The organism is Psychromonas sp. SR45-3 (assembly GCF_014163575.1).
GTDB classification, from domain to species: Bacteria; Pseudomonadota; Gammaproteobacteria; order Enterobacterales; family Psychromonadaceae; genus Psychromonas; species Psychromonas arctica.
Map to the genome: position 1 here is coordinate 41437 of NZ_JACJDP010000016.1, position 23093 is coordinate 64529.

The following is a 23093-nucleotide window of genomic DNA, read 5'->3' on the forward strand; positions in this document are numbered from 1 at the left end:
AATCTTAATCTTAATTCAATTAAAAAATAGTCACATTAATTATGGAGTATTTACTCCATAATAATTGGAACTTTCGTCTCTGTGCAATAGCAGTAGATCGCTTCAAAATGCCTCCCTTAACTTAACTCACGAGCGTAACTCATTAAACTGAAGAGGATTAAACATGAAAGCAATTGGATACCAACAAAATTTACCCGTAGAAAATGAGCTATCTCTACAAGATATAGAATTAGAGATGCCTATTGCACAAGGACAGGATATTCTGGTTGAAGTTAAAGCTGTTTCGGTTAATCCTGCTGACTTTAAAATTCGTCAGACAGCCCCTGCTCCTGAAGGTGAATACAAAATATTAGGCTATGACGCGACGGGTGTAGTTAAATCTGTGGGTGAAAACGTAACCTTATTTAAGCCTGGTGATAAGGTTTGGTATGCTGGCGATATCACTCGCTCAGGTAGTAACGCACAATACCATCTCGTTGATGAACGTATTGTTGGTGGTATGCCAAGTACGTTATCTTACGGTGAAGCGGCTGCATTGCCATTAACTAGCCTAACAGCATGGGAGTTGTTATTCGATCGTCTTAACGTGGCAAAAGATGATGTATCTAAAAGTATTTTAGTGATTGGTGCAGCCGGCGGTGTCGGTTCAATCATGGTGCAGCTGTTAAAACAACTAACAAAACTTGAAATAATTGCAACGGCATCACGTGCAGAAACTATTTCTTGGTTAGAAGATTTAGGTGCAGATACCATCATTAATCACCGTAATCCGTTAAGCGAAGAGTTTGCAGCAAAAGGTTTAGCAAATGTCGATTATGTTGTTAGCTTAAATAATACAGAGCAGCATTTAGCTGAGATTGAAAAAGTCATTAAACCTCAAGGTAAGTTTGGTTTAATTGATGATCCAGAGACATTAGATATCGTACCTTTTAAAACTAAAGCGGTTTCGGTTCACTGGGAACTCATGTTTACACGTTCAATCTTCAAAACAGATGATATGCAGAAACAGTATGAAATTTTAAATAATGTCGCAAATATGATCGATAATGGACAAATTAAAACCACAGTTGGTCAAAATTTAGGACCAATTAATGCTGCTAATTTACGTAAAGCGCATCAGTTCCTTGAAACGCAAACTGCAAAAGGTAAAGTTGTTTTAGAAGGCTTTTAAGGACAAGTACTTTAATCATACTTTTTAACAATAAAGCGCATGTTATGCGCTTTATTGACTAGTATTTAGGTTGTTATATTGTTTTAGTTGCGCCGTTATAACCTTAACCTCTGCTCCAAATAATCAAAGCAAAATGCACCATTATCCCGAGCAGAGTTTATTTATAAAGCTGTTTATAATTAGGAATATGATCAACCCAGAAAGCAGGCTCACCGATATAGTTTTGCACCGTTTTAATAAACTCACTGACCAGTAACGTTTGTTTACGATGTGGATATAAAGCATAAATAGCGGTATCCATATTTGATAGTTTATAATCAGTTAACAACGGAACTAACCCCATCTCTGCAATCGATTTTTCTAAATTAAAAAGATCAATTAAGGCATAACCTAGTCCAGCTTGCACGGCTTCCATCATAGCCCGAACATCACTCACTTTGTAATTGCCGCGCATTTTAAATGTTTTCTGAATATCGCTGTGTGCTTGTTCACTTATTTTGATTTGATCTAAGCTGACATCACCATTGCCGTAAATAACCGCAGGTAAAGCAATTAACGCTTCAGGTGTTTGTGGCACCCCATAACGCGAGATAAAACAGTCAGATGCAACCAACGCAAAATGTGTATTGGCAATTTTTTTGGCGATCATGCTGGAATCATCCAATTTTCCAATTCTAAAGGCTAAATCAAAGTGATCTGCAATAATATCACTGCGTTTATCATCTAGCATCAATGTTATTTTTACCTCTGGGTATTGCTGCATAAACTGGTTAATTGCTGGTTGGATATATTGTTGTCCAAAAAACATCCCCGAAGTAATACGTAACATGCCCTTCGGTTTCACCTGATAGGAATCAGCAATACTTTTCATATCATCCAGCGTATCCACCATAATATGGGCTTGATGCAGAATCTCTTCTCCGGCAGAAGTCAAAGAAAATGAGCGTGTTGAGCGATTCAACAATTGCACACCTAGCGTACTTTCTAGTTTTTTAATTTGTTTTGATAATGAAGAGTTATCCATATCATGAATAGACGCTGCTTTAGCAAAAGAGCCCTGTTGTACCACATCGATAAATAACATTAACTGATTAGTAATTGACAATTCAAACTCCCTACAAAGGATCACGGATAACTTTAAAATCTATAAAGTTAATATCTTACCATTCACGGTGTGACACACACCATAAGTGATCAAAGTATTATGGGAAAATAATAATCAGAGTAAACCAGAGAGACTAAAATATTGAATGGGACAAGGCAGGAGTTGGCTTATTAGACTTTAACTTAATGCCAACATCAGCCCACCATAAGGCTTCTGATGTTGGCATATAGAACAGTAATTAATCTATTAAAGTACTTTCTTAAGTAATTTAATCAAGTGATTCGGTTAAGCCTTTAGATTAAGAAATTAATCCAAAGAATCTCGGTAAGAATAAGCTAATTTCAGGAATGAAAGTGATTAATAATAAGGTCACAATCAATACCGCACAAAATGGCATAATACTTCTTATAACATCTTCAATCTTAGAGCCACTAACACTACAGCCAACAAATAATGCTGTACCAACGGGCGGTGTGGCAATACCGATACATAGATTAAATATAAGCATCATTGCAAAGTGAATTGGATGCATACCCAGATGCTCTGCAATTGGCATAAATATAGGTGTAAAGATCAATACGGCAGGCGTAAGGTCCATAAACATACCAACAATTAGCAAAATTAAATTCATTAGAATAAATATAATAATTGGATTATCAGAAATTGATAACATCCAATCGCTTATCATCGTCGGTAAACCTGTAAAAGCCATAGCCCATGACATAATAGTTGATGCACCAATCAAGAACAGCATAATCCCGGTGATCAGTGTTGTTTCTTTACAGATTATTGGGAAATGTGACCACTTAAGTGTTCGGTAACAGAGTGACAAGGTGAAAGAGTAAAGCACTGCTATACACGCGCCTTCTGTTGCGGTAAATACACCGCCAATAATCCCCCCAATAACAACAAAAATAAGCCCTAAACTTGGTGTTGCTTGCCAAATAATTCTTAGTACATCTTTAGCTGTGAAGCCGTCATTAGCACTTGTTTTATAACCTTTATTTTTAGCGATAAAATAGGCCACAACCATACAACTTAATCCCATTAAAATACCAGGGACATAGCCTGCGATAAACAGTGCGGCAACGGATGTTCCACCCGATACGACTGAAAATACGATTAATGAATTACTTGGTGGAATCAGTAAGCCTGCAGGACAAGATGCAACATTGACTGCTGTTGCTAAATTTTTGTCATAACCTTCCTTTTCTAGTTCTGGACCTAAGGTTTTACCAACTGCAGCAGCGGCAGCTACTGCAGAACCAGAAACTGCACCAAACATCATATTAGCAAATATGTTCACGTGTAAAAGAGAGCCTGGGATCCAACCAACCATTAGCTTTGCTAGGTTGATAAGTCGCCCCGCAATGCCACCGACATTCATAATATTCCCAGCGAGAATAAAGAAAGGGATAGCTAATAAACTGAAACTATCAATACCAGTAATAATTTTTTGGCCGGCTGTAATACTTGCTACATCAAAGGGTAAAATGAAGTACATGATGGTTAAAGATGACATGGCAATAGCAATGGCAATTGGTACGCTTATCGCAATCATGAATAAAAATAGGCCTAGCAGCCAAACACCAATGGACAAGTCCATAATATGAATCCTTTTAAAATTTATTTTTTGTTAGGTTTACAAAAAAGTTCAATCGTATTTAATGTCAAATAAATAAGAATAATAACGGCTGAAATAGGTAATATTGAATAAACGGTAGACATTGGTAGTTGCAGCGCAGGTGATAGTTGTTGGCCGGTTCTTCCCATCAGGGCAATACCACCTTTAAGCATTGCTAAAGAGACAAATGCAAAAGAGATCCCATTGATGAGTAATTGTAATGCTGTATGTGCTTTTCCTCTAAGATAGCCATCTAATAGCGTTATCGCTAAGTGTCCTTTAACACCAAATAAATAACCGGCTCCTAATAATCCAAGCCACACCATCGTATAGCGAGCAAGTTCACCAGTCCAGCTGCTTGGGTCATTCAACACATAACGACTAAAGACTTGCCAGGTGACGGTTACTACTAGCAACATTAATGCAAAAGAAGAAATAAAGAGAATCAACCTATCAAGTAGGTTTCTGAAAGATGTTAACATGTAGTTATACCTCGAAGGATTTTGCCCTAGCAAGGCTAGGGCAAAATTATATTTTTACTAATACTTATTTAAAGTGCTTCAATTTTATCAATGAAGTACGCTAATTTAGAATCTTTTTTAGCTTCATCGATCATTGGTTTAACAGCTGCGCGGAAAGGGGCTTTATCAACTTCGATAAATGTTACGCCTTCTTTGATGCCTTTCGCTTTGTTCATGTTATCCGTTTCGTCCCAGATTTTGATCTGTTCTTCAAGAGATTCTGCCGCTGCTTCTTTTAATATTTTTTGCTCTTCGGCTGTTAATGAATTCCATTTATTTTCTGAAATGATAATCACATCAGGGGTCATCATATGCTGATCCATAGAGTAAAATTTAGCAACTTCACTATGTTTCATTTCAACTAAGCTAGAAATGTTATTTTCTGCTCCGTCAATTACACCCTGTTGCAAAGCAGTGTAAACTTCATTGAATGGCACAGGTGTCGCTTTACCGCCTAATAAATTAACCATTTCCATCATAGTTGGAGACCCTGGAACACGTACTTTCATGCCTGCTAGATCTGCTGGAGAGTTAATTGGTTTTTTAGCGTAGAAGCTACGTGTACCTGAATCATAAAAAGTAAGACCAATGAAACCTTTACCTTCGCTTGAAACTAACATCTCTTGTGCTGCTTCACTTCTCATGAATTTTCTCATGTGTGGAACATCACGGAATAAGAAAGGTAGTGCATTAACTTTAAAAGTGGGTTCGAAAGATTCTGCTAAACCACCGTTGATTTTAGCCATATCGATAGCTCCCGTTACTACTTGCTCAGCCTGATCACGTTCAGAACCAAGTTGTCCATTTGGGAAAATCTTAATAGTAAGGTCGCCATCAGATTTTTCTTTAACTTTCTCAGCCATGATAACCATGCCTTGGTGAGCGGCACTTTCTAGAGACATAGCATGCCCCAAGTTTAGTGTCTTTGCATATGCACTTGGTGCAAGTAGCAATGTAGCTACTAAAGGTAATAAGATCTTTTTCATTATTTTCACTTCCTTATTAAAAATATTAATTTTTGCAATCGTCATTCCAATCAAGAAAATGTGCTACAACTGCGATGTTTGGTAAAAATTTTTGTTAAAAATGTATCGGTGTTCATTAACAATGAATGCATTTTACAAACCCCATTAAGTATTACAATAAGAAAATATTTCAATATGACATAGGTCACGCTTAGTCATCTGAAAGTTAGATCTTAATCACTGTTCGCTTGTTTTTTATAACTCAGCGAAAATAACGTTTAAAAAATAACAATAAGAAACATAGGGCAAATAGATATAAAACAATAACTTACGATTTAATTGTAATATGTAAACGATTAATTGATCGACTGCCTTTTAAACAACCGTTAATTTAGATACAACATAATTACATTTAATAAAATTATCATAAAAACCAACACATAAGGATTAGTTGTATTACAACTAGCCGTAAAAACAATAATATTAACTGGCACTTAAAAGGGAAATATAGCGAACCAGCAAGTTGATTATAGTCAGGTTTCACACTTTGTTTTTAACTCTCTAAAATCAACGCCCCATATTTAATTAACAAGTAACATTGAACATTGAACATTGAACAAGCATGTTTCAACTCTGTTCAAATAATTATTAAGGGTGAATCTGGTGTGATTAAAAAGTAATAGGTTGAGTTAGGTGGGATAGAAATCATGAATTTATTTGAAGTAAGTTATTTTCGACACCCGTTCATCAATTATTATTAATGAATAATTAATAAGTGATGAGGCTAATAATAATGAGGCGAATAAAAAACAGGTTTAAGGAATAATAAGAAAAGGCTAGGTTGCAGCTCTACTCCTAGCCTTTTTAATGACAAATAGAATTAATAGTAATAATAGTAATAAATGGCGAGTAACATTAGGTGATTAAAGGTAACTAATTGAAACGTCTTCTAAAGCTAATTTAATCTTTACGTTGAGGCAACATAAGCACGCCAACTACCTAAATCACTAATATTGATCGCGTCATTAACTGCATAACCTTCACAAATAAAACGAGTGCCCCAACTGTTACCTTGCTGAACAGTAATAGCTAACAACTGGTTAAGCTCATCAACCGTATTCGTTAATAAAGTCACACAATCTAAACTTTTACATGCAGGTACAACAACTGTACAACTCAATAATCCTTTGGTCGCTTTTAAGCCTACAATATTATTCAGTGCAGCGGGCACTCGAGCTGACCCTACCGTATCCGTACCTAATGAGAAACTCACGTTACCATTAGCAACAGCAATCGCGCTGCCAGGGTTTGAACCACCAGAAATATAATCAGGATTAAAACTATTTTTAACCGCCCCCATGGGCTACGCACACCAACAAGCCCAGTCGCAAATTGGTCTAAATTAGCTTTACCTAATAGCTAACTTCATTTTGCTTTTGAAAATCTTACAATATCATCTTGAAAAAATTACACTGATTATTACCCAAAAACCGCATAAAAACCATAAGCAATTGATAAATAAAAGATAAAAATCCGGCCTGATAGTTGCAACTACCTTATTGAACACATTATAAAACAATCAATATTGTATATTTCAATAACTGAAGAGGAAAATAAAAATGGCACAGTCAAAACAAGCAATTAAAGCTGATTTAAAAAACACATTAAACGAAGATCACCCAGTTACTGATAAGTTACAAGATACTTTACATGATTCAGTGGATACCTTAGCGGATAAAGTGGGTTCGGCAGAAGAAACCATTCGCGAAACCGCGCACAGCAGTTCAGAAACATTAGCGAAGAAACAAAGTGAAATAGAAGATAAATGGAATCAGTCGGCGGTTAAAAAATACGCAAGTGAAAACCCTATCGCGACCGCAGGTATTGCATTTACAGTAGGAATGCTAGTTTCATCACTATTAAAAAGAAAATAATCGAGGCGTAGATTAGCATGGATATTCCAGAGCAAAATGACACGTTTGAACAACAACCTAATAGTGACGTTGATGAACAATCAGCGTCATTTAAAAAGACATTCGACAGTTTAGAGACACTATTAGGCAGTAAAATAATCAAGCTAATCGCCTCAAAAAATTTAGTTGTTGCTGAGGCTAAACTTAGCCTCAGCGCTATTTTATTATCATTTGCTATTAGCTTAACCTTAGTAGTGATTACAGCAATGGTATGGATGCTATTAAACATCGGGCTTGGTTTACTCATTTACCATATGAGTTTGTCCCTAAGCGTCCCTATTATATTGTTATTAATAATCAATGCTGGATTAGCATGGTGGTTGTTTAAGCAATTGAAAAGCATATGGAAATTAGTTGGATTCCGTTCAACGATCACTGAAGTAATAAGTGAAAACACCTAGCTACTAGCAACTAATCATAATTAACAGCTAACAAGTTACTCGTACTAGTTAACTACTAATGAATAACAACTAATAAGTAACCAGTATTAGTGAACCGTGCGCAACATCTAAAGCTTATCAGATAAAAGAGCTTAACTCATAACGAGTAAAAGATAGCAGGTAAAGAGTATGAAATTTATTATTCAAGATGAAATAAATGCAGTACAGCAAACACAACAAGAGTATCTCAACGCATGCATTTTAGATAAGCAAGCCACCCTAGACGCCAAAGATAATGTCAATACGTTATTAGCCTCAAAACAAGGTCTGATGGCTTCCTTTGGTGCCGGTTTTGCAAAGGGTATGGTTAGCCAACCCAATACATCGTCTAAATCAATGTTACCCAGTTTAATACAACTGTTAATGAAGCTATAAACAACTTTTTTAATCAATTTATTAATTACCTACATGAAGGAACAATTTAGTATTGTTTTTTTGGTTCTTGGGATTTTAGTTTTTGGTTATGGGTATTCGATTATGACTGTTGGGTATTAGATGACGAATTAACATTCACTTAATTGGCAGTGGCGTGTAGTCATTGAATAGCTTATCGTCCCCTTGCGTTGTTTATCGACTGCGAGTTAGCATTTACAACTCATAAAGAGGCAGTTATTGATCATGCAAACCCACTTTAGTATTAAACGTTAAAACAATAAGTCAAAATAAGTTAGCCATTTAATCATTACATTGTACTATCGCTCTCTGACACCACAGTGAACACTTGGGTCTGCTAATAGTAAATGATTAAGCACTGTTATTTAATTTATAACCTGCTTAATAACGATTAATAAATACGTGATCGTTATATTTACTTTCTAATTAACCGCTGTTTTTAAGGCACACAGTAAAAAATATTATGGATAATCAACAACAAAAATACAGTATCGAGACAACTGACTATCAGGTCGGTCAAGATAACCTTCAAAAATGGGGATTTGATATTCATAACCCTGTTTTTGGTACCAGTGCAGGGCTTATTTTCCTATTCATTGCAATGACTTTACTTGTCGAACCAGGCACCGCTAAAGAAGCATTAAATAGTGTTAAAAATAGCATTATGAAAGAATTTGATGTGCTCTTTATGTGGGCGACTAACTTCTTCTTACTCTTCTCATTAGTACTAATGGTTTCTCCATTAGGTAAAATTCGCATTGGCGGTAAAGACGCTAAATCCGAATACTCAACACCTTCATGGTTAGCCATGTTATTTGCGGCAGGGATGGGTATAGGTCTCCTTTTTTGGGGAGTTGCTGAACCAACGGCTTACTTTACTGATTGGTGGGGAACGCCATTTAACGTCGAACCTTATACGCCTGAAGCGAGATCTCTCGCGATGGGTGCAACCATTTTCCATTGGGGTATTCACGGCTGGGCTATCTATGCAATTGTCGCATTATCGTTAGCCTTTTTTGCTTACAATAAAGGCCTCCCTTTATCCATTCGTTCTGTCTTCTTCCCTATATTTGGTGATAGAGCATGGGGTTGGTTAGGGCATATTGTCGATATTCTTGCTGTATTAGCAACCTTATTCGGTTTAGCCACGTCCTTAGGATTAGGAGCGCAACAAGCAACTAGTGGTATCAACCATGTATTTGGTACCGATGGCGGCCTTGGCATGCAATTCATTGTGATTGCTTTTGTTACTTTTATTGCAATTTTATCGATTATTCGTGGTATCGAAGGCGGTGTAAAAGTACTGAGTAATATCAATATGATGTTTGCATTTGCACTGCTTTTATTTGTTGCCTATGTTGGTTTCGATATTATTGTTGTGACTATACCAGACACCTTTATCGCTTATGCTGAGAATATTATTGCATTAAGTAATCCGCACGGTCGTGATGATACGACCTGGATGCAAGGCTGGACTGTCTTCTACTGGGCTTGGTGGATTTCATGGTCACCATTTGTTGGTATGTTTATCGCCCGTATTTCTAAAGGCCGTACTGTTCGTCAATTTCTATTTTGCGTGATTTTTGTGCCGACATTTATGACCATTATTTGGATGGCTATTTTTGGTGGTATTGCTATTGATCAAGTGATTAACAAAGTCGGTGAATTAGGTGCTAACGGTTTAACAGATATCTCATTAACTTTATTCCATGTCTATGACTCGTTACCTTTTGGTGATGCCATTTCTGTATTATCAATTGTATTGATTCTGATCTTCTTTGTCACCTCTTCTGATTCTGGTTCCTTAGTTATCGATAGCATTACTGCTGGCGGTAAAATTGATGCACCGGTGCCACAACGTATTTTCTGGGCAACAACTGAAGGTGCTATTGCAGCGGTGATGCTGTGGATTGGTGGTAAAGAAGCGCTGCAGGCATTACAGTCAGGAGTTGTCGCAACGGCTTTACCATTTACTTTTGTATTGTTAATTATGTGTGTGAGTCTGATCAAAGGCTTAAATAGTGAACGTGCTTTATACAAGTAACGTTCACGAGTTAATCGCTGCTAATGCAAAGCTCCTGTTGCTCTATCGCGATTAGTTTAAAATATTAGCGCAAGCCCATATTAACCACTAGCAATGAAATTAAGTACTATCAATGAAGATCTTGATAGTACTTTCCTTTTACATCGTTTTTCTCCCAGAGTACTTTTCTACAAAGTACTGGGCTTTATAGCGCACTACACTGTTACACTGCTATTTTTATTCCCTATCAGCAAAATAGCCATTCATTTTTTCATTTTAGTCAATAGCAACAGCAATACTCGAAATTAATATAACTGCACCACACAACAGCGTAGGATAGTGACTATAACTCCTTAAGTCATGAGCATTCCATGTCAATTACTACCTCAGATGAAAGCATTACCCGCGCCCTTTTAATTGCGATCCGCACACCCGATGTGACCCAACAAGAAGTTGATGAGTCTTTATCTGAATTGGGGCGCCTAGTAAATACATTAGGTTTTGAAGTAGTTGGTAGTAAAACCCAACGACAAAAATCAACTAAAAAGTTATCGGTATTAGGCTCAGGGAAATTAGAAGAGCTTGCCTCATTAACTAACGACAGTGAGTTGATAGAAGACGATGAAGATCAGAGAGAGTTGGAAAGTATTGATTTTGACCAAGATGAACTGAACCAATTATTGGCAACAGACGATATAAAAAAACAAGCCAATGTCGTTGTATTTGACTGTGAATTGAGCCCGAATCAATTACATAATGTTGAGGCGGCATTAGGCGTAGAGGTTTACGATCGTACGCGTATCATCATCGAAATTTTCAGCAAACATGCACGTACTCGAACAGCTAAACTGCAAGTAGAAATAGCACGACTTAATTATTTAACACCACGAGTACGCGATGAAAATAGCGGAGACCGAGAACGCCAAAAAGGCCGTTGGATAGGTGAAACAGCCTTTGAGATCAACCGTCGTCGTATTCGGGATAAAATTGCAGACTTAAAGAAAGAACTAAAGAAATTACAAAAAGAGATGCAGGGTCGACGCACTGGCCGTATCGAGCAATTATGTGTGGCATTAGTTGGTTACACGAATGCGGGGAAATCCTCTCTGATGCGAGCCCTTACTGATTCTGAAGTATTAATTGAAGACAAGCTTTTTGCGACTTTAGATACTACCGTAAGAACCTTACAGCCAGTGACTCAACCACGAATTCTAATATCCGATACCGTTGGTTTTATTAAAAAATTACCGCATGATTTAGTCGCGTCTTTTCACTCTACTTTAGAGGAAGCCAAAGAAGCCTCTTTATTACTGTATGTGGTTGATGCATCGGATCCACTTTTCGAATCACAATTAGCGGTTGTTGACCAAGTGCTTGCAGAACTTGATGTTGATTTTAGTAACAAATTATTACTTTTGAACAAAGTGGATTGTTTAACTGAAGATCAGCAGTTAACCTTATTAACACAATATCCAAACGCGTTACAAATAAGCACTCGTGATAAAAAAGATGTTGCCATGGTGCATCAAGAAATTCAGAACTTTTTAGAGAAAAAGATGTGTGCGGCTTGCTTTAGTATTCCTTATACCGCGACCGGTATTATGGGTGAAATTCACAGCAAAATGCAGGTAACTGATGAGCAATACAATGAAGATGGTGTTCGCATAACTTTAAAAGCGAGCCCCATTGCACTAGAACGTTTACATAAAATGTTACAAACATCCTCATTTTAAACATGTTTAACTGAGTGCTTTGCAATATAAGTAGCAGTTTCATAAGTAGCAGTTGCCGCTCATCAGTAGTCAGTATTACTTGAAGCCTTTCCATTTGCCTATTAACAATAGGTAGCAATATGATTAGCAACATAGTTTGATGCTAATGCGAATAGGTACAATAGAGATACTATAAACCATCACTTAGCTGTGTTTATGTATTGTTTAAGCTATCTCTGATTTACGTTTAAGTGTTGCTGAAGTTACACTTCAAATATATTTAAACGGTGAAATAGTCAGTATCTTTTTTCAAACGTTTAGCTAGGTTTTCAAGTAATTCAGCTTGGTTAACATTGCTTTTAAGTGTTTCACTGGTTTCTCTAGACATTAAGGTGATCTCTTCCATGCCTTTGGCTACATTATCAATAGTAGCAACCTGCTCATTGGTTGCACCTACCACCTCTAATACTTTAACTAACGAATCATCAGCCTGGCGTTGGATATCATTCAATAACTCATTTGCTTGATGAGTCAGTGTTAAGCCCTTTTCTACTTGCGGTACCGTTGTTTCCATTGCCGTAACAGAGGCTTGAGTATCGCCCTGTACTTGATTAATCATGGTTTCAATTTCCCCCGTTGCCTCACCTGTTCTTAATGCCAGTTGGCGAACTTCATCGGCAACAACCGCAAAACCTCTACCAGTTTCACCAGCTCGGGCAGCTTCAATAGCTGCATTTAAAGCTAAAAGATTAGTTTGATCGGAAATACCGCGAATAACGTTAATAATTTCGCCAATTTCACGAGCTCTTTCTTGTAATACGTTAACTTGTGTCACCGTCGCTTTCACAGTACTTGAAATTTTTTCAATTTCAGTAGCAACATTTTGAACTGCTTCTCGGCCTCGTTTTGATAGCTCTACCGTGGCTTGAGAATTACTTTCAGTTTGCTTCACGGTATCAACGACATTGTGAATACTGTAACTCATTAAGTCCAAATCATCTTTAGCATGATTGGTTTGCACAACTTGTTTATCAGCAGCATTTAATGCTTGTAAAGAACCAGCAGTTACTGATATTGCACGTTCAGATAACTCTTTCGAGGAAGCCACAATGCTATTCACAGTTGTTTTTAATTGCTGTTGCATCAAACCAACCGATGCCAACATGCTATTTGGACAACATGAGTTGATCTGTCCCGTAAGATCCCCTTTTGAAATTCTGGCCACAACTTTAGCTGCTTCCAGGGGATCTCCGCCCACTGATTGCCTCACTTGGAAACTAATGCGGTAAGCAACTGCTAAACCGATCGCTATCGCAATGCTAGTTAATATAATCATCCAATTTTGAAATGAGCTTGCCACTTCTCGGACTTCTTTAGTGGCCTGCTGATTCAACGCTTCTTGATAATCAATAAATTCGTTGATAATACTAAGCCATTCAACAAATGCGCCTCTCGCTTGATTCAATAACAGATCATTTGCTAATGCAAGGTTGCCACTTTGTTTAGCAGCGATCACTTGCTCTATTAACGGCATGGTTTTCTGTTCAATTTGATTAATTGAAGTGTAAATACGTTTTTCTTCTGCGCTAACATGTTCAGATGACATTTGTGAGCGCATCGCCACTGCAGATACTTGATAAAATTTATCCAGTTTTTGTATATTAGCAATATCGTTATTCAGTTCACTTTCGGTCCTTGCAAACACAACATCTCGAACGGCAATAGCACGATCATGAACACTACCACGGAAATTAATAGCGTAACGTTGTTTAACTGAATTAACATCTGTCATTTCGGTGATCTTAGCATCGATAAAATTAACGCGGAATGTGCTGATAACTGTCAAAATTAACATCATTAAAAGAACGACGCCAAAACCAATAATTAAACGTAAATTGATAGTCATATAGTTTTACTCAGAAAATGGAAAGAAGTGAATGATTTTAATCGCTTTAGCCTAGTGTGGAATTCAAGATATCGCCATTAAATATTAAAAATAATAACAAAAGTAGTACTTATGAAGTTATCCGCATAAGGTATTAATCAAAAAAAGCTTTATTTACAATGCGAGAGCAGGATAAACGTGGAGTGTAATCATCGGATAAAACGTATGTTATATCGATTACATGAAATAAGTGATCTAAATTTTGCTTAGGAAAGATGACTTAGCTCAAGGCTAGAATCAAGCTAAATGCTTGTTCTACATGTAAAAATTAGAACAAAGAAATAAGTTATTTTAACAAGTAAAATAGATCAATAATTAGTGTGATTAATGGTATTAGTCAATCTCTATATTTATAAACCAAATAAATGCGAGGTACATCGCCATTAAGATGGGATTAATTTATTTCAGTAAATTATCGTATCTATAGTTAATATTGATACGATAATTTAACCAATAACCCCACGTAGATAGCAGTCACATATCGCAGTACTATCTAGGTGTGGGTTATTTCTCTTCTGATGGTAAGAAGTCTTTAATAATTTCATATAAACGAGGTCGTTGTGCTGAAATTTCCTGCGCGCTCAAACCTTCAAGTGAATGCGGGTATTTTAACCAAGCATTAGTTTCATGAATATAATAATCAGGAACACGATCTGTTAAATTACGAGAAGGTTTGTAATAAGGAACAGCAACTCTTACATCTTCAGGCATGTTAAGTCTTGTTTTTCTTTGTAGCTCTTGAATAATCGCTTCAATAGAGCGACCCGTATCAAAAACATCATCTACCAATAGTAATTTATCGTGATGTTGTAAGTTTTTAACTAAATAATTCAAACCATGCACACGCACTTCTTTTTGTTGTTGATCGATGGCAGCAGCATAAGAAGAGGTTCTGATAGCAATATGATCCGATTGAGTTCCGTGTACGGCTAAGAACTCCTGCACCGCAATACCAATTGGCGCCCCACCACGCCAGATAGCAACAATAAAAGTAGGTTTAAACTCGCTATCTAAAATTTTACGCGCTAAAGCATAGGAATCTTCTAATAGGGTTTGTGCGGTTAAATACTGTTTGTCTGACATGTTATTTCCCAGTAAAACATTTAAAGATAGTGCCACTAAAGATTGAATTAAAATCTTGTTTATGTTCTAATTTTTCGATTAATTATTTTGTAAATTTAACACATTAAGTTGGTAATTTCTTGGCTAAATACAGTGAAAAAATCTTTTTAGATGAAGACACGCTAATCGAAGAATCCTTTCAATTAGCAACGCAAATTATGGCAAGTGATTTTAAGCCGACCTTTATTGTTGGCTTATGGCGCGGAGGTAGTTCGGTAGGTATCTATGTGCAGGAATGTTTACAAACACTAGGTGTCAAAACCGATCATATCTCTATCCGTACTTCCTATGGTGGTTTTGATAGTTATCATGATCAAGATAGTGTCAACCAACCCATCCATGTGCATGGTTTAACTTACTTAGTAAAACAGTTAAATGCTGATGATAAATTACTGATTGTAGATGATATGTATCGTTCAGGTAAAAATGCTGATGCCGTGATCAACGAGCTTAAAGTCAGACTCAAGCGAAACATGCCTTCTGATGTCCGTATTGCAACTGTTTGGAAAAAAGCATCATTACCGGAAAATATAGGCCCAGACTACTTTGTCAATCAGACAGATGATTGGGTTGTATTTCCCTATGAGTTACAAGGGTTATCACTTGAAGAGATAAAAACTCATAAATCATTTGCTTTTAACCATATAGACACTAAATCATTTGTTAAAAGTTAATTAATGAAGCATTAATAAACAGTATTAATAATCAAACATTAATAACAGCTTACTAAAGGGCTAATATAATATTGGTCCTTTTTTATTTGTTGAATTGACAGCGTTTAGTAAAACTTTCATATTCAATCGACTGTATTAACTACCTATTCTAAGCTTTACCTTTTAGCACCTTTACAGACATACATTTGCTGATCTGCCTCTGATAATAATAGGTCTATGGAGCTATGTTTATTAAGATTAAACTCAACAAAGCCCATTGAAAACGAAACATTACAGCGCATTTCACTTTGTTGCAGGTGGTCTAAAAGCGACTGCTTAAAGTTCACCATTATTTTTTGTGCATCTTGCTGTGAAGCATTATTTAAAAGCAACACAAACTCATCCCCGGCAAGTCGAGCAACAATATCTGAATCACGAAACGAGCGATTTAAGAAAGCAGCAAATGAATGTAATATTTTATCTCCAACCTCATGCCCAAAGTTATCATTAATAAGCTTAAAATCATCTAAATCTAAATAAACAAGTGTACAAGTAACTCCATCTCTTACGCTTAGATTTAAACTATTTTGAGCTAAAGAGATAAAACCACGTCTATTTAATATACCAGTTAGTTCATCATGGGTGGCCATTTGTAATGCAGAAAGCTCTTGTTCAACGGTTGCCGCTAAATCTTTTAATGCTGCAATATCTTGATCATCAAAGTCTCTTATTCGATTGTCCGCAATACATAAAGTACCAAGTCTGTAGCCCCCGACTACTAAGGGGTATCCCGCATAAAACTCAACATTAGGAACATCAATAACAAAAGGGTTATCAATAAAACGATGATCGCTGCTTGCAGAAGGAACGACTAAGACTTCACTATCAAGAATAGTATGCCCACAAAATGAAATATCACGCGACGCTTCAGTTGCCTCAAGACCAATACAAGACTTAAACCATTGTCTATTTTCATCAACCAAAGTGACTAATGCAATGGGCACATTAAACATATGCTTAGCCATTCTCGTTAACCTGTCGAAACGTTCTTCAGCAGGAGTATCTAAGATGCGCAGGCCGCAAAGCACTTCAAGTCGATTTATCTCATTAAATGGAATATCTGGCTGTATCATTAAATAATCCTAAAAGTAAGTTAAGTCATTAACTAAGTTAGTTCCCCTAAGGAAAATTAAAAATACAAACTAAGAAAGCTAAAACATAGACTTAAACTCGAAACAAAAAAAATACCTCTTACGAGGAGCAACAGTGACTGTATTCTAGCAACAATGATAAAAAAATTATCAAAAACGTTATTTTGTTATCATTAATGTGATTTAAAGCATAGTTACAAACTTTAGCTATAACTTTAAAATATCAAATATTTTCAGTTTAAAAGTAACAATACAACGGTCTCTTTAGCCGTTTTATAACACCGAAAGTAGTGAGAAGATAAATAGGCAGGTATTGGCTAACGATTAGATGTGACAGGTAAATATTGATAGAGCTATATCTTCGATTTCTCTTTACATACTTGAACAATAAAATAATAAGGGCTAGTTGCGAAAGACGGCCTCATTTTTTGAATGGATCCCTCGTTGATTGATAACGTTCGAAGACCGTCTTAAAGACTACGTTTAAAAACCGCAGTTACACAGAATTATTTGCAGGGTATTAATTAACTATTTCTCTTCTTACAGTGATACATATTATCGTCTCCCTCAGATAACAAATCCTCAATGGAATGATGTTTTTCAGGATCAAATTCTACTAACCCAAATGAAAACGAAACAGGAAATAGCGTTTTCTGTTGTCGGTGAAATTTATCGATGTAACCTATAAACTTTTCAATGACTTTCTCTGCTTCATTTTGAGCGGTATAATTTAATAATAAAATAAATTCATCACCAGCTAATCTTGCAAGTATATCTGACTCTCTAAAATGGCTATTTAACAGTTGTGAAAAAGAACTTAAAATATTATCCCCTTCCGCATGGCCAAAGTTATCGTTAATATGTTTAAACTCATTTAAGTCTAAATAAGCTAATGTCACCGGAAATCTATTTCTTGCACTCAGATTCAAACAATGTTGAGCAAGAGATAAAAAACCTCTTCGATTTAATAACCCTGTCAGTTCATCGTGTGTAGCAATTTCCAATATAGAAAGCTCTAATTCCACCGTCGCAGCAAGGTCTTTTAGTGAATCAATATCATCTTGCTCAAAGTCTCGAGGTTGATGATCTGAAATACACACGGCACCAACCCTATATCCATTCACAACTAGCGGGCAGCCAGCATAAAATTGGATATTAGCCTCACCAATGACAAAGGGATTATCAAAGAAACGCTGGTCCAAACTGGTATCAGGAATAACTAATACCTCACTATCTAAAATGGTATGAGCACAAAATGAAATCTCACGAGAGGTTTCTTTAATATCGATGCCAGCACAAGATTTAAACCACTGACGGTCCTCGTCAATTAAACTCACAATGGCAATCGGTGCATTAAACATTTTTTTAGCCATGCGAGTAATGCGATCAAAACGTTCCTCATTAGGTGTATCTAACACCCCTAGAGATTGTAGTGTATGTAATCGTTTTTTTTCATTAAGTGGAATATCTGCTTGTTTCATTAAATAGTCCTGAAAATAAGTTAATTAATTCACAATCTCAAGGCAACATTAGCAATCGCTATAGATTCGCTAAAGGTAATCTGAATAATAAAGATAGACTGAAACTGACCACCTATAAAGGAAAAACAAGAAAAATTACAAGTATGTACCAAAGTTATAACAAAATAAAGAAAACCAAAACACGCTTATTGAAAGACCTGATCAGTAAAAACTGTTTCGATTCAAAAGAATAAAGTTTGGTTTAGTTAAAATTAAATTTGCCACCATTTAAATGGACAGAGTTAGACGGTGAAGTTGCATGTGAAAGGGTCTTTTGTGGACAGCTATTAATTTAATAAAAAGAGTCAAAGCAATTGATAAATAAACCGGACTCTTTTCATTAATGAGGAGGTAAAATAGACAAATAATCAGCACGATGAACATTGCTTATCATTGCCATAACATGGGTATAACACGGGTTACTTAAAGCGGATCAATACATCCATTTTAGTTGACATGGTTGCGCTCAGTGTTTGTTTATTGTCAGTCGCTAAAATCACCATACCGTTATGCTTTGCGATATTTTTGAATAAATTATTAAGGTCAAAACCACTATCACGTTCGTGTGAATTTTTTACGTCTGTTTTTTTATCAAATAACAAATCAGATTTTTCAAACAACAATATATTGCGGCTATTTCGTGCATCAGCAAATAACACATCAACTTGTTCTGGTGTTGCTTTATCGTTAATCGCAGTAGAATGCTGTACTGCACTTTTTGTGATCGCAGTTAACTCTGCTGTCACCGCCTCTAAATCTGCCTCATTTGCACCATTAAAGGTAATCAAAAAACGGGTTTTATGGTTTATAACCTGAGGCATATCATTTAAAAAACGGTGATAACTTTTGCTCTGGTAATCTACTATTAACATTTATAATCCTATTTACATTGTCATTTTTTCTGCGCTTAGTTTAACAGCTTATTAGATCAAAAGTTCAGCTCTATTTACCAGTGTTTACTATATTTTAGCGATGACTAAAATAAACAACGGCCTACCTCTAAAAATGTTCTATTAGCTCAGTGCTTATAGAGCTAACAATCGAATAAATAACGTAAAATTAAACGGCCTTTTTAACGCTCTAATGCTTAAATGAATACAACATTTACCTATCATCTTTTTCTAGATTACTTTTCTGCAAGCTTTCATAAGAAGCGGTTATCTCTTTTTGCCTTTCTGGATAAGCTGTTAATAAGGCCTTTAAGACGATATTAGCCTGCTCCTTTTCACCTTTCTCTAAATGTAATGCTATTATTTTCAGCCCTTCGATTATTGACGATGGTTGATTATTTTCAATTACTTTAGCTTGGGGCAATGAACGATCTTGGAGCCCTTGTAACGCCTCTGCTGATGCTTGTTGTTTTTGCTGAGACATTTTTTTGGATTGCATCATCATGCTATGATTTTCTTTCTGTTGCGAGTGTATCGCAGCTTCAATTTCTTCGCTTTGTTGCATTTGGCTATCTAGCATTTCACTTTCTAACCTTTCACTGCCTATTTGTTGTTCATCGTAACTCGCCGTATCATGCGGCGGTGCAAAGCTTCGTATCGGTGGCTGATTTTGTAAGTACAATACAGCAACAAAAACGAGTGAAGCAGCTGTTGAAAGCTGCCCATACCATGTTTTATAAAGTGGTTTTTTACGAGAAAATGTCTTCTTAGCCTGACTTTTTGTAGGAAGCGCCACGACATCTTGTGTAGAAGGTTTATCACTGCTCGCATTAACATCACTCTCTTCAACCGTTAATGTAGCGCTATTGTTGTTATTAAATGTGCTGTTAGTATGCTTCTCACTATGACTATGTTGAACGTGAGCAATATTGGCTTGTTTTTCTGCCGATGCTAAAATGCACTGATCCAATGCATCGCTTGGTTGCTCTGTTGCTCCTTGATGATAAAGGGAATTCAGATCATGATCTGTCATCTTATCACTCATAAAATTTCCCCATGTTATGCTTTACACAATGCTTTAACTTATTGATGCTATAACGAATTCGACTTTTAATATTTTCACTCGTCTCACCGACTAATTGTGCGATTTCATTTAAAGTAAAACCTGATTCATGCTTAAGTAAAAAAGCTTCTTTTTGTTCTCGAGGTAATTGTTGTAAACACCACTTTAATTGCACAGCTTGTTGCTTCGACTCTAATTCATCATCGACATTCGGTTGATTTTTGTCGGCTAAAAAACCCGCTTTAACATCCTCTATGCCTTGCTCGTCATTATCATTATTATGCACTTCCCTATTGCAATGATGACGCACTGAGTGGGCTTGACCTTTCTCTTGTACTTGCTCAATACTAGCCGAAAACACTTTTTTCTCAGAGGCATGACGACGGTAATGATCTATTAGTTCATTATGGGCGATTCGATATAACCAGGTACTAAATTTACTTTCAGCTTGGTAACTGGGACTAGCTTTGATCAGTTTATTCCAGACATCTTGATACAACTCTTCAGCCAATTCAGGTGTTGCTGTTTGACGTAAGAAATATCGATAAAGACTATTTTTATGGCGATAGTACAGCTCACTAAAAGCCTGTACATCGCCCTGCGCATATTGCAGCATGAGTATTTCGTCTGCTATCCCTGTCATAATATCCTTAATATCTTAATACCCGTGCTCTTTTATTGTTGTGCTTTATCAGTGATTTTATTGCAACGCACTGGCGGTTCTCACAAGCTGAATAAATTCAGCGCGATAGCCAAAAGGATCTTCACCTTTGCTCTCTACCGCTAAATTAATAACATCTTGATACTGCCATTGCCCTGTGTATTTTGCACCTTTTAATAATTGAGCAAAACCTGCCACTGCACTCGCAAACTTAAAATCATCACTTTGTTTAGTTACTTTATCCACCACCATCACAGGCTGGCTAATTAACTGACTAACATCACTATTAGGTTGTTTATAACGTACTTTTACATAAGCTAATTCTTGGTCATTTAAATGATCTGTTGATGTTTCTGTTAATACATTGGTTTGGTAACGCGATTCATCTATGTACTTATTATCAGTCTTCGCTAAGGTGATTTCATATAAGGCAGTGACAGTATGCCCCGCACCGAGCTCTGCGGCATCAACGTTATCATTATTAAAATCCTCATTGGCCAATAAGCGATTTTGATAACCTATTAATCGATATTCAGCAACCTGTTGCGGATTAAACTCTACTTGAATTTTGACATCTTTAGCAATAATTTGCATGGTGCTACTTATCTCATCCACTAACACTTTTCGGGCTTCATTAATATTATCAATATAGGCATGTTGGCCATTACCAATATTGGCAAGTTGCTCCATTAAGGCATCATTATAATTTCCCTGCCCAAAACCTAACGTTGTTAACGCAATACCTGTATCACGTTTCTGGGCAATCATTTCTTTCAACTTATCTATAGATTGAGTACCGACATTAAAATCACCATCAGTGGCTAAAATCACTCGATTAACGCCCCCCTCTTTAAAGTTTTCTTGCGCTATTTGATAAGCAAGCTCAATACCTTGTGCTCCGTTCGTTGAACCACCTGCAGCTAATTTATTAAGTGCGTTAGTAATTGTTTGTTGATCATTACCAGCCGTCGCAGGCAATACCACACCCGCTGCGCCAGCATAAACAACAATAGCGACGGAGTCATTTTCATCAAGTTGCTTGGTCAACATGGTTAAACTTGTTTTAAGCAGCGGTAATTTATCGGCTGCATTCATTGAACCAGAGACATCCAATAAAAATACTAAATTTGCCGCTTTTAAGTCTGCTTTTGCTATTTCAAACCCTTTAATCCCTATTTTTAATAACTGTCTTTGGTTATTCCAAGGTGCATTTGCAACTTCACTGTGCACTTTAAAAGGAGTATCAATACGTTCTGGTGTACTGTACTGGTAGTTAAAATAATTAATAAATGCCTCTTCACGAACTGCATCCTTAGGTGGAAGTTGCCCATGATTGATAAAGCGGCGCATATTACTATAACTACCACTATCTACATCTACAGAGAAGGTTGATAGTGGATTGCTATTAACTTGTTTCACTGGATTTGATAATGATACGGAGTAGTTTTCAGTATTCATTTTTTCAGCTGCAACGGGTGGTTCAATAACCCGCGATGAAACAGGTGCGCTTGAAAGCGCTGTATATTTTCACTGTTTTGACTGCATACGAGATTGTTTTTGCAGTTGCTGACTAACTTGACGATCGGCCATCATTTCCTGCTCAAGCAACTCAGTGTGTACTTCTTTTTCGCTTCCCTGAAGCGGCTCTATATTGGTTTGATTGCATGCCGTTAATCCACATAAAATAGCAGTACTTAATAGTGTTAAACGATATTTTTCAACTCGCAGCACAACACCCCGCTTCATGCTCTGACTAATACTCTGCGTTGATTGCTTCGATTCTTGCTGAAAATCTTGCTTAGCATTTTGCTTCATTTCTTGATTCGTTTTTTGCTGTAAGTTACTGCTCATGATGTCACCCTTTTTATCTCAATTTAGAATAGAAATCTTTTATTTAACGAATTGTATAGAGCGTTAAATAAAGCCTTGTTATTGATATAAACGGATGACATGCAAAAGTGGGGTTAAAAAAGTTAAATTATTTTTCTGCTACATTTTTATGCATCGTAACTAGACCTCGTAACATTGCATCCTAATTATGCCTCGTAACTGTGTATCCTAGTTATGCATCGTGATAACGTAGTTATTTAACTTACCCCTATTATATTTTTAGTGAATAGCGTTTAATGAAACGGTTTAAATAACTCATTAAATAATGTCT

The 23093-nt window shown here is 36.4% G+C and carries 21 protein-coding genes; 7 read left to right on the top strand and 14 right to left on the bottom strand.

Annotated elements, in window-relative coordinates; genetic code table 11:
* Positions 1 to 163 precede the first annotated feature (163 nt).
* On the top strand, positions 164 to 1171 hold the full coding sequence (locus tag H5084_RS10410) for a zinc-binding alcohol dehydrogenase family protein (protein WP_182690401.1): 1008 nt from the start codon (positions 164 to 166) through the stop codon (positions 1169 to 1171).
* A 157-nt stretch (positions 1172 to 1328) separates the two neighbouring features.
* On the opposite strand, the gene H5084_RS10415 is transcribed toward H5084_RS10410, so the two are convergent.
* The 5 genes from H5084_RS10415 to H5084_RS10435 form a co-directional block, all read right to left on the bottom strand.
* Positions 1329 to 2276: a LysR family transcriptional regulator gene (locus tag H5084_RS10415; RefSeq protein WP_182690402.1), complete on the bottom strand. Its 948-nt coding sequence runs from the start codon at positions 2274 to 2276 to the stop codon at positions 1329 to 1331.
* A gap of 298 nt (positions 2277 to 2574) precedes the next feature.
* Positions 2575 to 3882 carry a TRAP transporter large permease gene (locus H5084_RS10420; RefSeq protein ID WP_182690403.1) on the bottom strand — a complete coding sequence of 436 codons (1308 nt, stop codon included), beginning with the start codon at positions 3880 to 3882 and terminating at the stop codon, positions 2575 to 2577.
* A gap of 20 nt (positions 3883 to 3902) precedes the next feature.
* Positions 3903 to 4382, bottom strand: coding sequence for a TRAP transporter small permease (locus H5084_RS10425; RefSeq protein ID WP_028869603.1), 480 nt, complete (start codon positions 4380 to 4382; stop codon positions 3903 to 3905).
* 68 nt (positions 4383 to 4450) lie between these two features.
* Positions 4451 to 5407 (bottom strand): TRAP transporter substrate-binding protein, encoded by a 957-nt coding sequence (locus tag H5084_RS10430; RefSeq protein ID WP_182690404.1) that lies wholly within the window; start codon positions 5405 to 5407, stop codon positions 4451 to 4453.
* Positions 5408 to 6353: 946 nt separating this feature from the next.
* Positions 6354 to 6746 (bottom strand): amidase family protein, encoded by a 393-nt coding sequence (locus H5084_RS10435; protein ID WP_259396752.1) that lies wholly within the window; start codon positions 6744 to 6746, stop codon positions 6354 to 6356.
* A 259-nt stretch (positions 6747 to 7005) separates the two neighbouring features.
* Here H5084_RS10435 and H5084_RS10440 point away from each other — a divergent pair, with 259 nt between their 5' ends.
* The 5 genes from H5084_RS10440 to hflX all read left to right on the top strand — a co-directional run bounded on the left by H5084_RS10440 (position 7006) and on the right by hflX (position 11948).
* On the top strand, positions 7006 to 7320 hold the full coding sequence (locus H5084_RS10440; RefSeq protein WP_051369207.1) for a hypothetical protein: 315 nt from the start codon (positions 7006 to 7008) through the stop codon (positions 7318 to 7320).
* Positions 7321 to 7337: 17 nt separating this feature from the next.
* Positions 7338 to 7760 (top strand): hypothetical protein, encoded by a 423-nt coding sequence (locus H5084_RS10445; RefSeq protein WP_028869599.1) that lies wholly within the window; start codon positions 7338 to 7340, stop codon positions 7758 to 7760.
* A gap of 168 nt (positions 7761 to 7928) precedes the next feature.
* Entirely contained in the window at positions 7929 to 8174 is a 246-nt protein-coding gene (locus tag H5084_RS10450) for a hypothetical protein (protein WP_028869598.1), read from the top strand.
* A gap of 481 nt (positions 8175 to 8655) precedes the next feature.
* Positions 8656 to 10236 carry a BCCT family transporter gene (locus tag H5084_RS10455; protein WP_028869597.1) on the top strand — a complete coding sequence of 527 codons (1581 nt, stop codon included), beginning with the start codon at positions 8656 to 8658 and terminating at the stop codon, positions 10234 to 10236.
* A gap of 350 nt (positions 10237 to 10586) precedes the next feature.
* Complete coding sequence (hflX, locus tag H5084_RS10460) at positions 10587 to 11948, top strand: GTPase HflX (RefSeq protein WP_182690405.1); 1362 nt, start codon at positions 10587 to 10589, stop codon at positions 11946 to 11948.
* A 259-nt stretch (positions 11949 to 12207) separates the two neighbouring features.
* Here the strand turns inward: hflX and H5084_RS10465 are convergent, their stop codons facing one another.
* Positions 12208 to 13833, bottom strand: coding sequence for a methyl-accepting chemotaxis protein (locus H5084_RS10465; RefSeq protein WP_182690406.1), 1626 nt, complete (start codon positions 13831 to 13833; stop codon positions 12208 to 12210).
* A 543-nt stretch (positions 13834 to 14376) separates the two neighbouring features.
* The gene (locus H5084_RS10470) at positions 14377 to 14955 is read right to left on the bottom strand and encodes a phosphoribosyltransferase (protein ID WP_028869594.1); all 579 of its coding nucleotides are present in this window, start codon (positions 14953 to 14955) and stop codon (positions 14377 to 14379) included.
* 119 nt (positions 14956 to 15074) lie between these two features.
* Here H5084_RS10470 and H5084_RS10475 point away from each other — a divergent pair, with 119 nt between their 5' ends.
* Positions 15075 to 15668 carry a phosphoribosyltransferase gene (locus H5084_RS10475; protein WP_028869593.1) on the top strand — a complete coding sequence of 198 codons (594 nt, stop codon included), beginning with the start codon at positions 15075 to 15077 and terminating at the stop codon, positions 15666 to 15668.
* A 155-nt stretch (positions 15669 to 15823) separates the two neighbouring features.
* Here the strand turns inward: H5084_RS10475 and H5084_RS10480 are convergent, their stop codons facing one another.
* From H5084_RS10480 to H5084_RS10510, 7 genes are all read right to left on the bottom strand, one after another.
* The gene (locus H5084_RS10480; protein WP_182690407.1) at positions 15824 to 16780 is read right to left on the bottom strand and encodes a sensor domain-containing diguanylate cyclase; all 957 of its coding nucleotides are present in this window, start codon (positions 16778 to 16780) and stop codon (positions 15824 to 15826) included.
* A gap of 542 nt (positions 16781 to 17322) precedes the next feature.
* Positions 17323 to 18279: a sensor domain-containing diguanylate cyclase gene (locus H5084_RS10485; protein ID WP_182690408.1), complete on the bottom strand. Its 957-nt coding sequence runs from the start codon at positions 18277 to 18279 to the stop codon at positions 17323 to 17325.
* A 458-nt stretch (positions 18280 to 18737) separates the two neighbouring features.
* Entirely contained in the window at positions 18738 to 19190 is a 453-nt protein-coding gene (locus tag H5084_RS10490; RefSeq protein ID WP_028869591.1) for a hypothetical protein, read from the bottom strand.
* 232 nt (positions 19191 to 19422) lie between these two features.
* Positions 19423 to 20253 carry a hypothetical protein gene (locus H5084_RS10495; RefSeq protein WP_182690409.1) on the bottom strand — a complete coding sequence of 277 codons (831 nt, stop codon included), beginning with the start codon at positions 20251 to 20253 and terminating at the stop codon, positions 19423 to 19425.
* Entirely contained in the window at positions 20246 to 20914 is a 669-nt protein-coding gene (locus tag H5084_RS10500) for a sigma-70 family RNA polymerase sigma factor (protein WP_182690410.1), read from the bottom strand. Before H5084_RS10500 ends, H5084_RS10495 begins: the two co-directional genes overlap by 8 nt.
* 57 nt (positions 20915 to 20971) lie before the next feature.
* Positions 20972 to 22390 carry a VWA domain-containing protein gene (locus H5084_RS10505; RefSeq protein WP_182690411.1) on the bottom strand — a complete coding sequence of 473 codons (1419 nt, stop codon included), beginning with the start codon at positions 22388 to 22390 and terminating at the stop codon, positions 20972 to 20974.
* Between the two features lie 69 nt (positions 22391 to 22459).
* Entirely contained in the window at positions 22460 to 22783 is a 324-nt protein-coding gene (locus H5084_RS10510) for a hypothetical protein (RefSeq protein WP_182690412.1), read from the bottom strand.
* Positions 22784 to 23093: the final 310 nt, after the last annotated feature.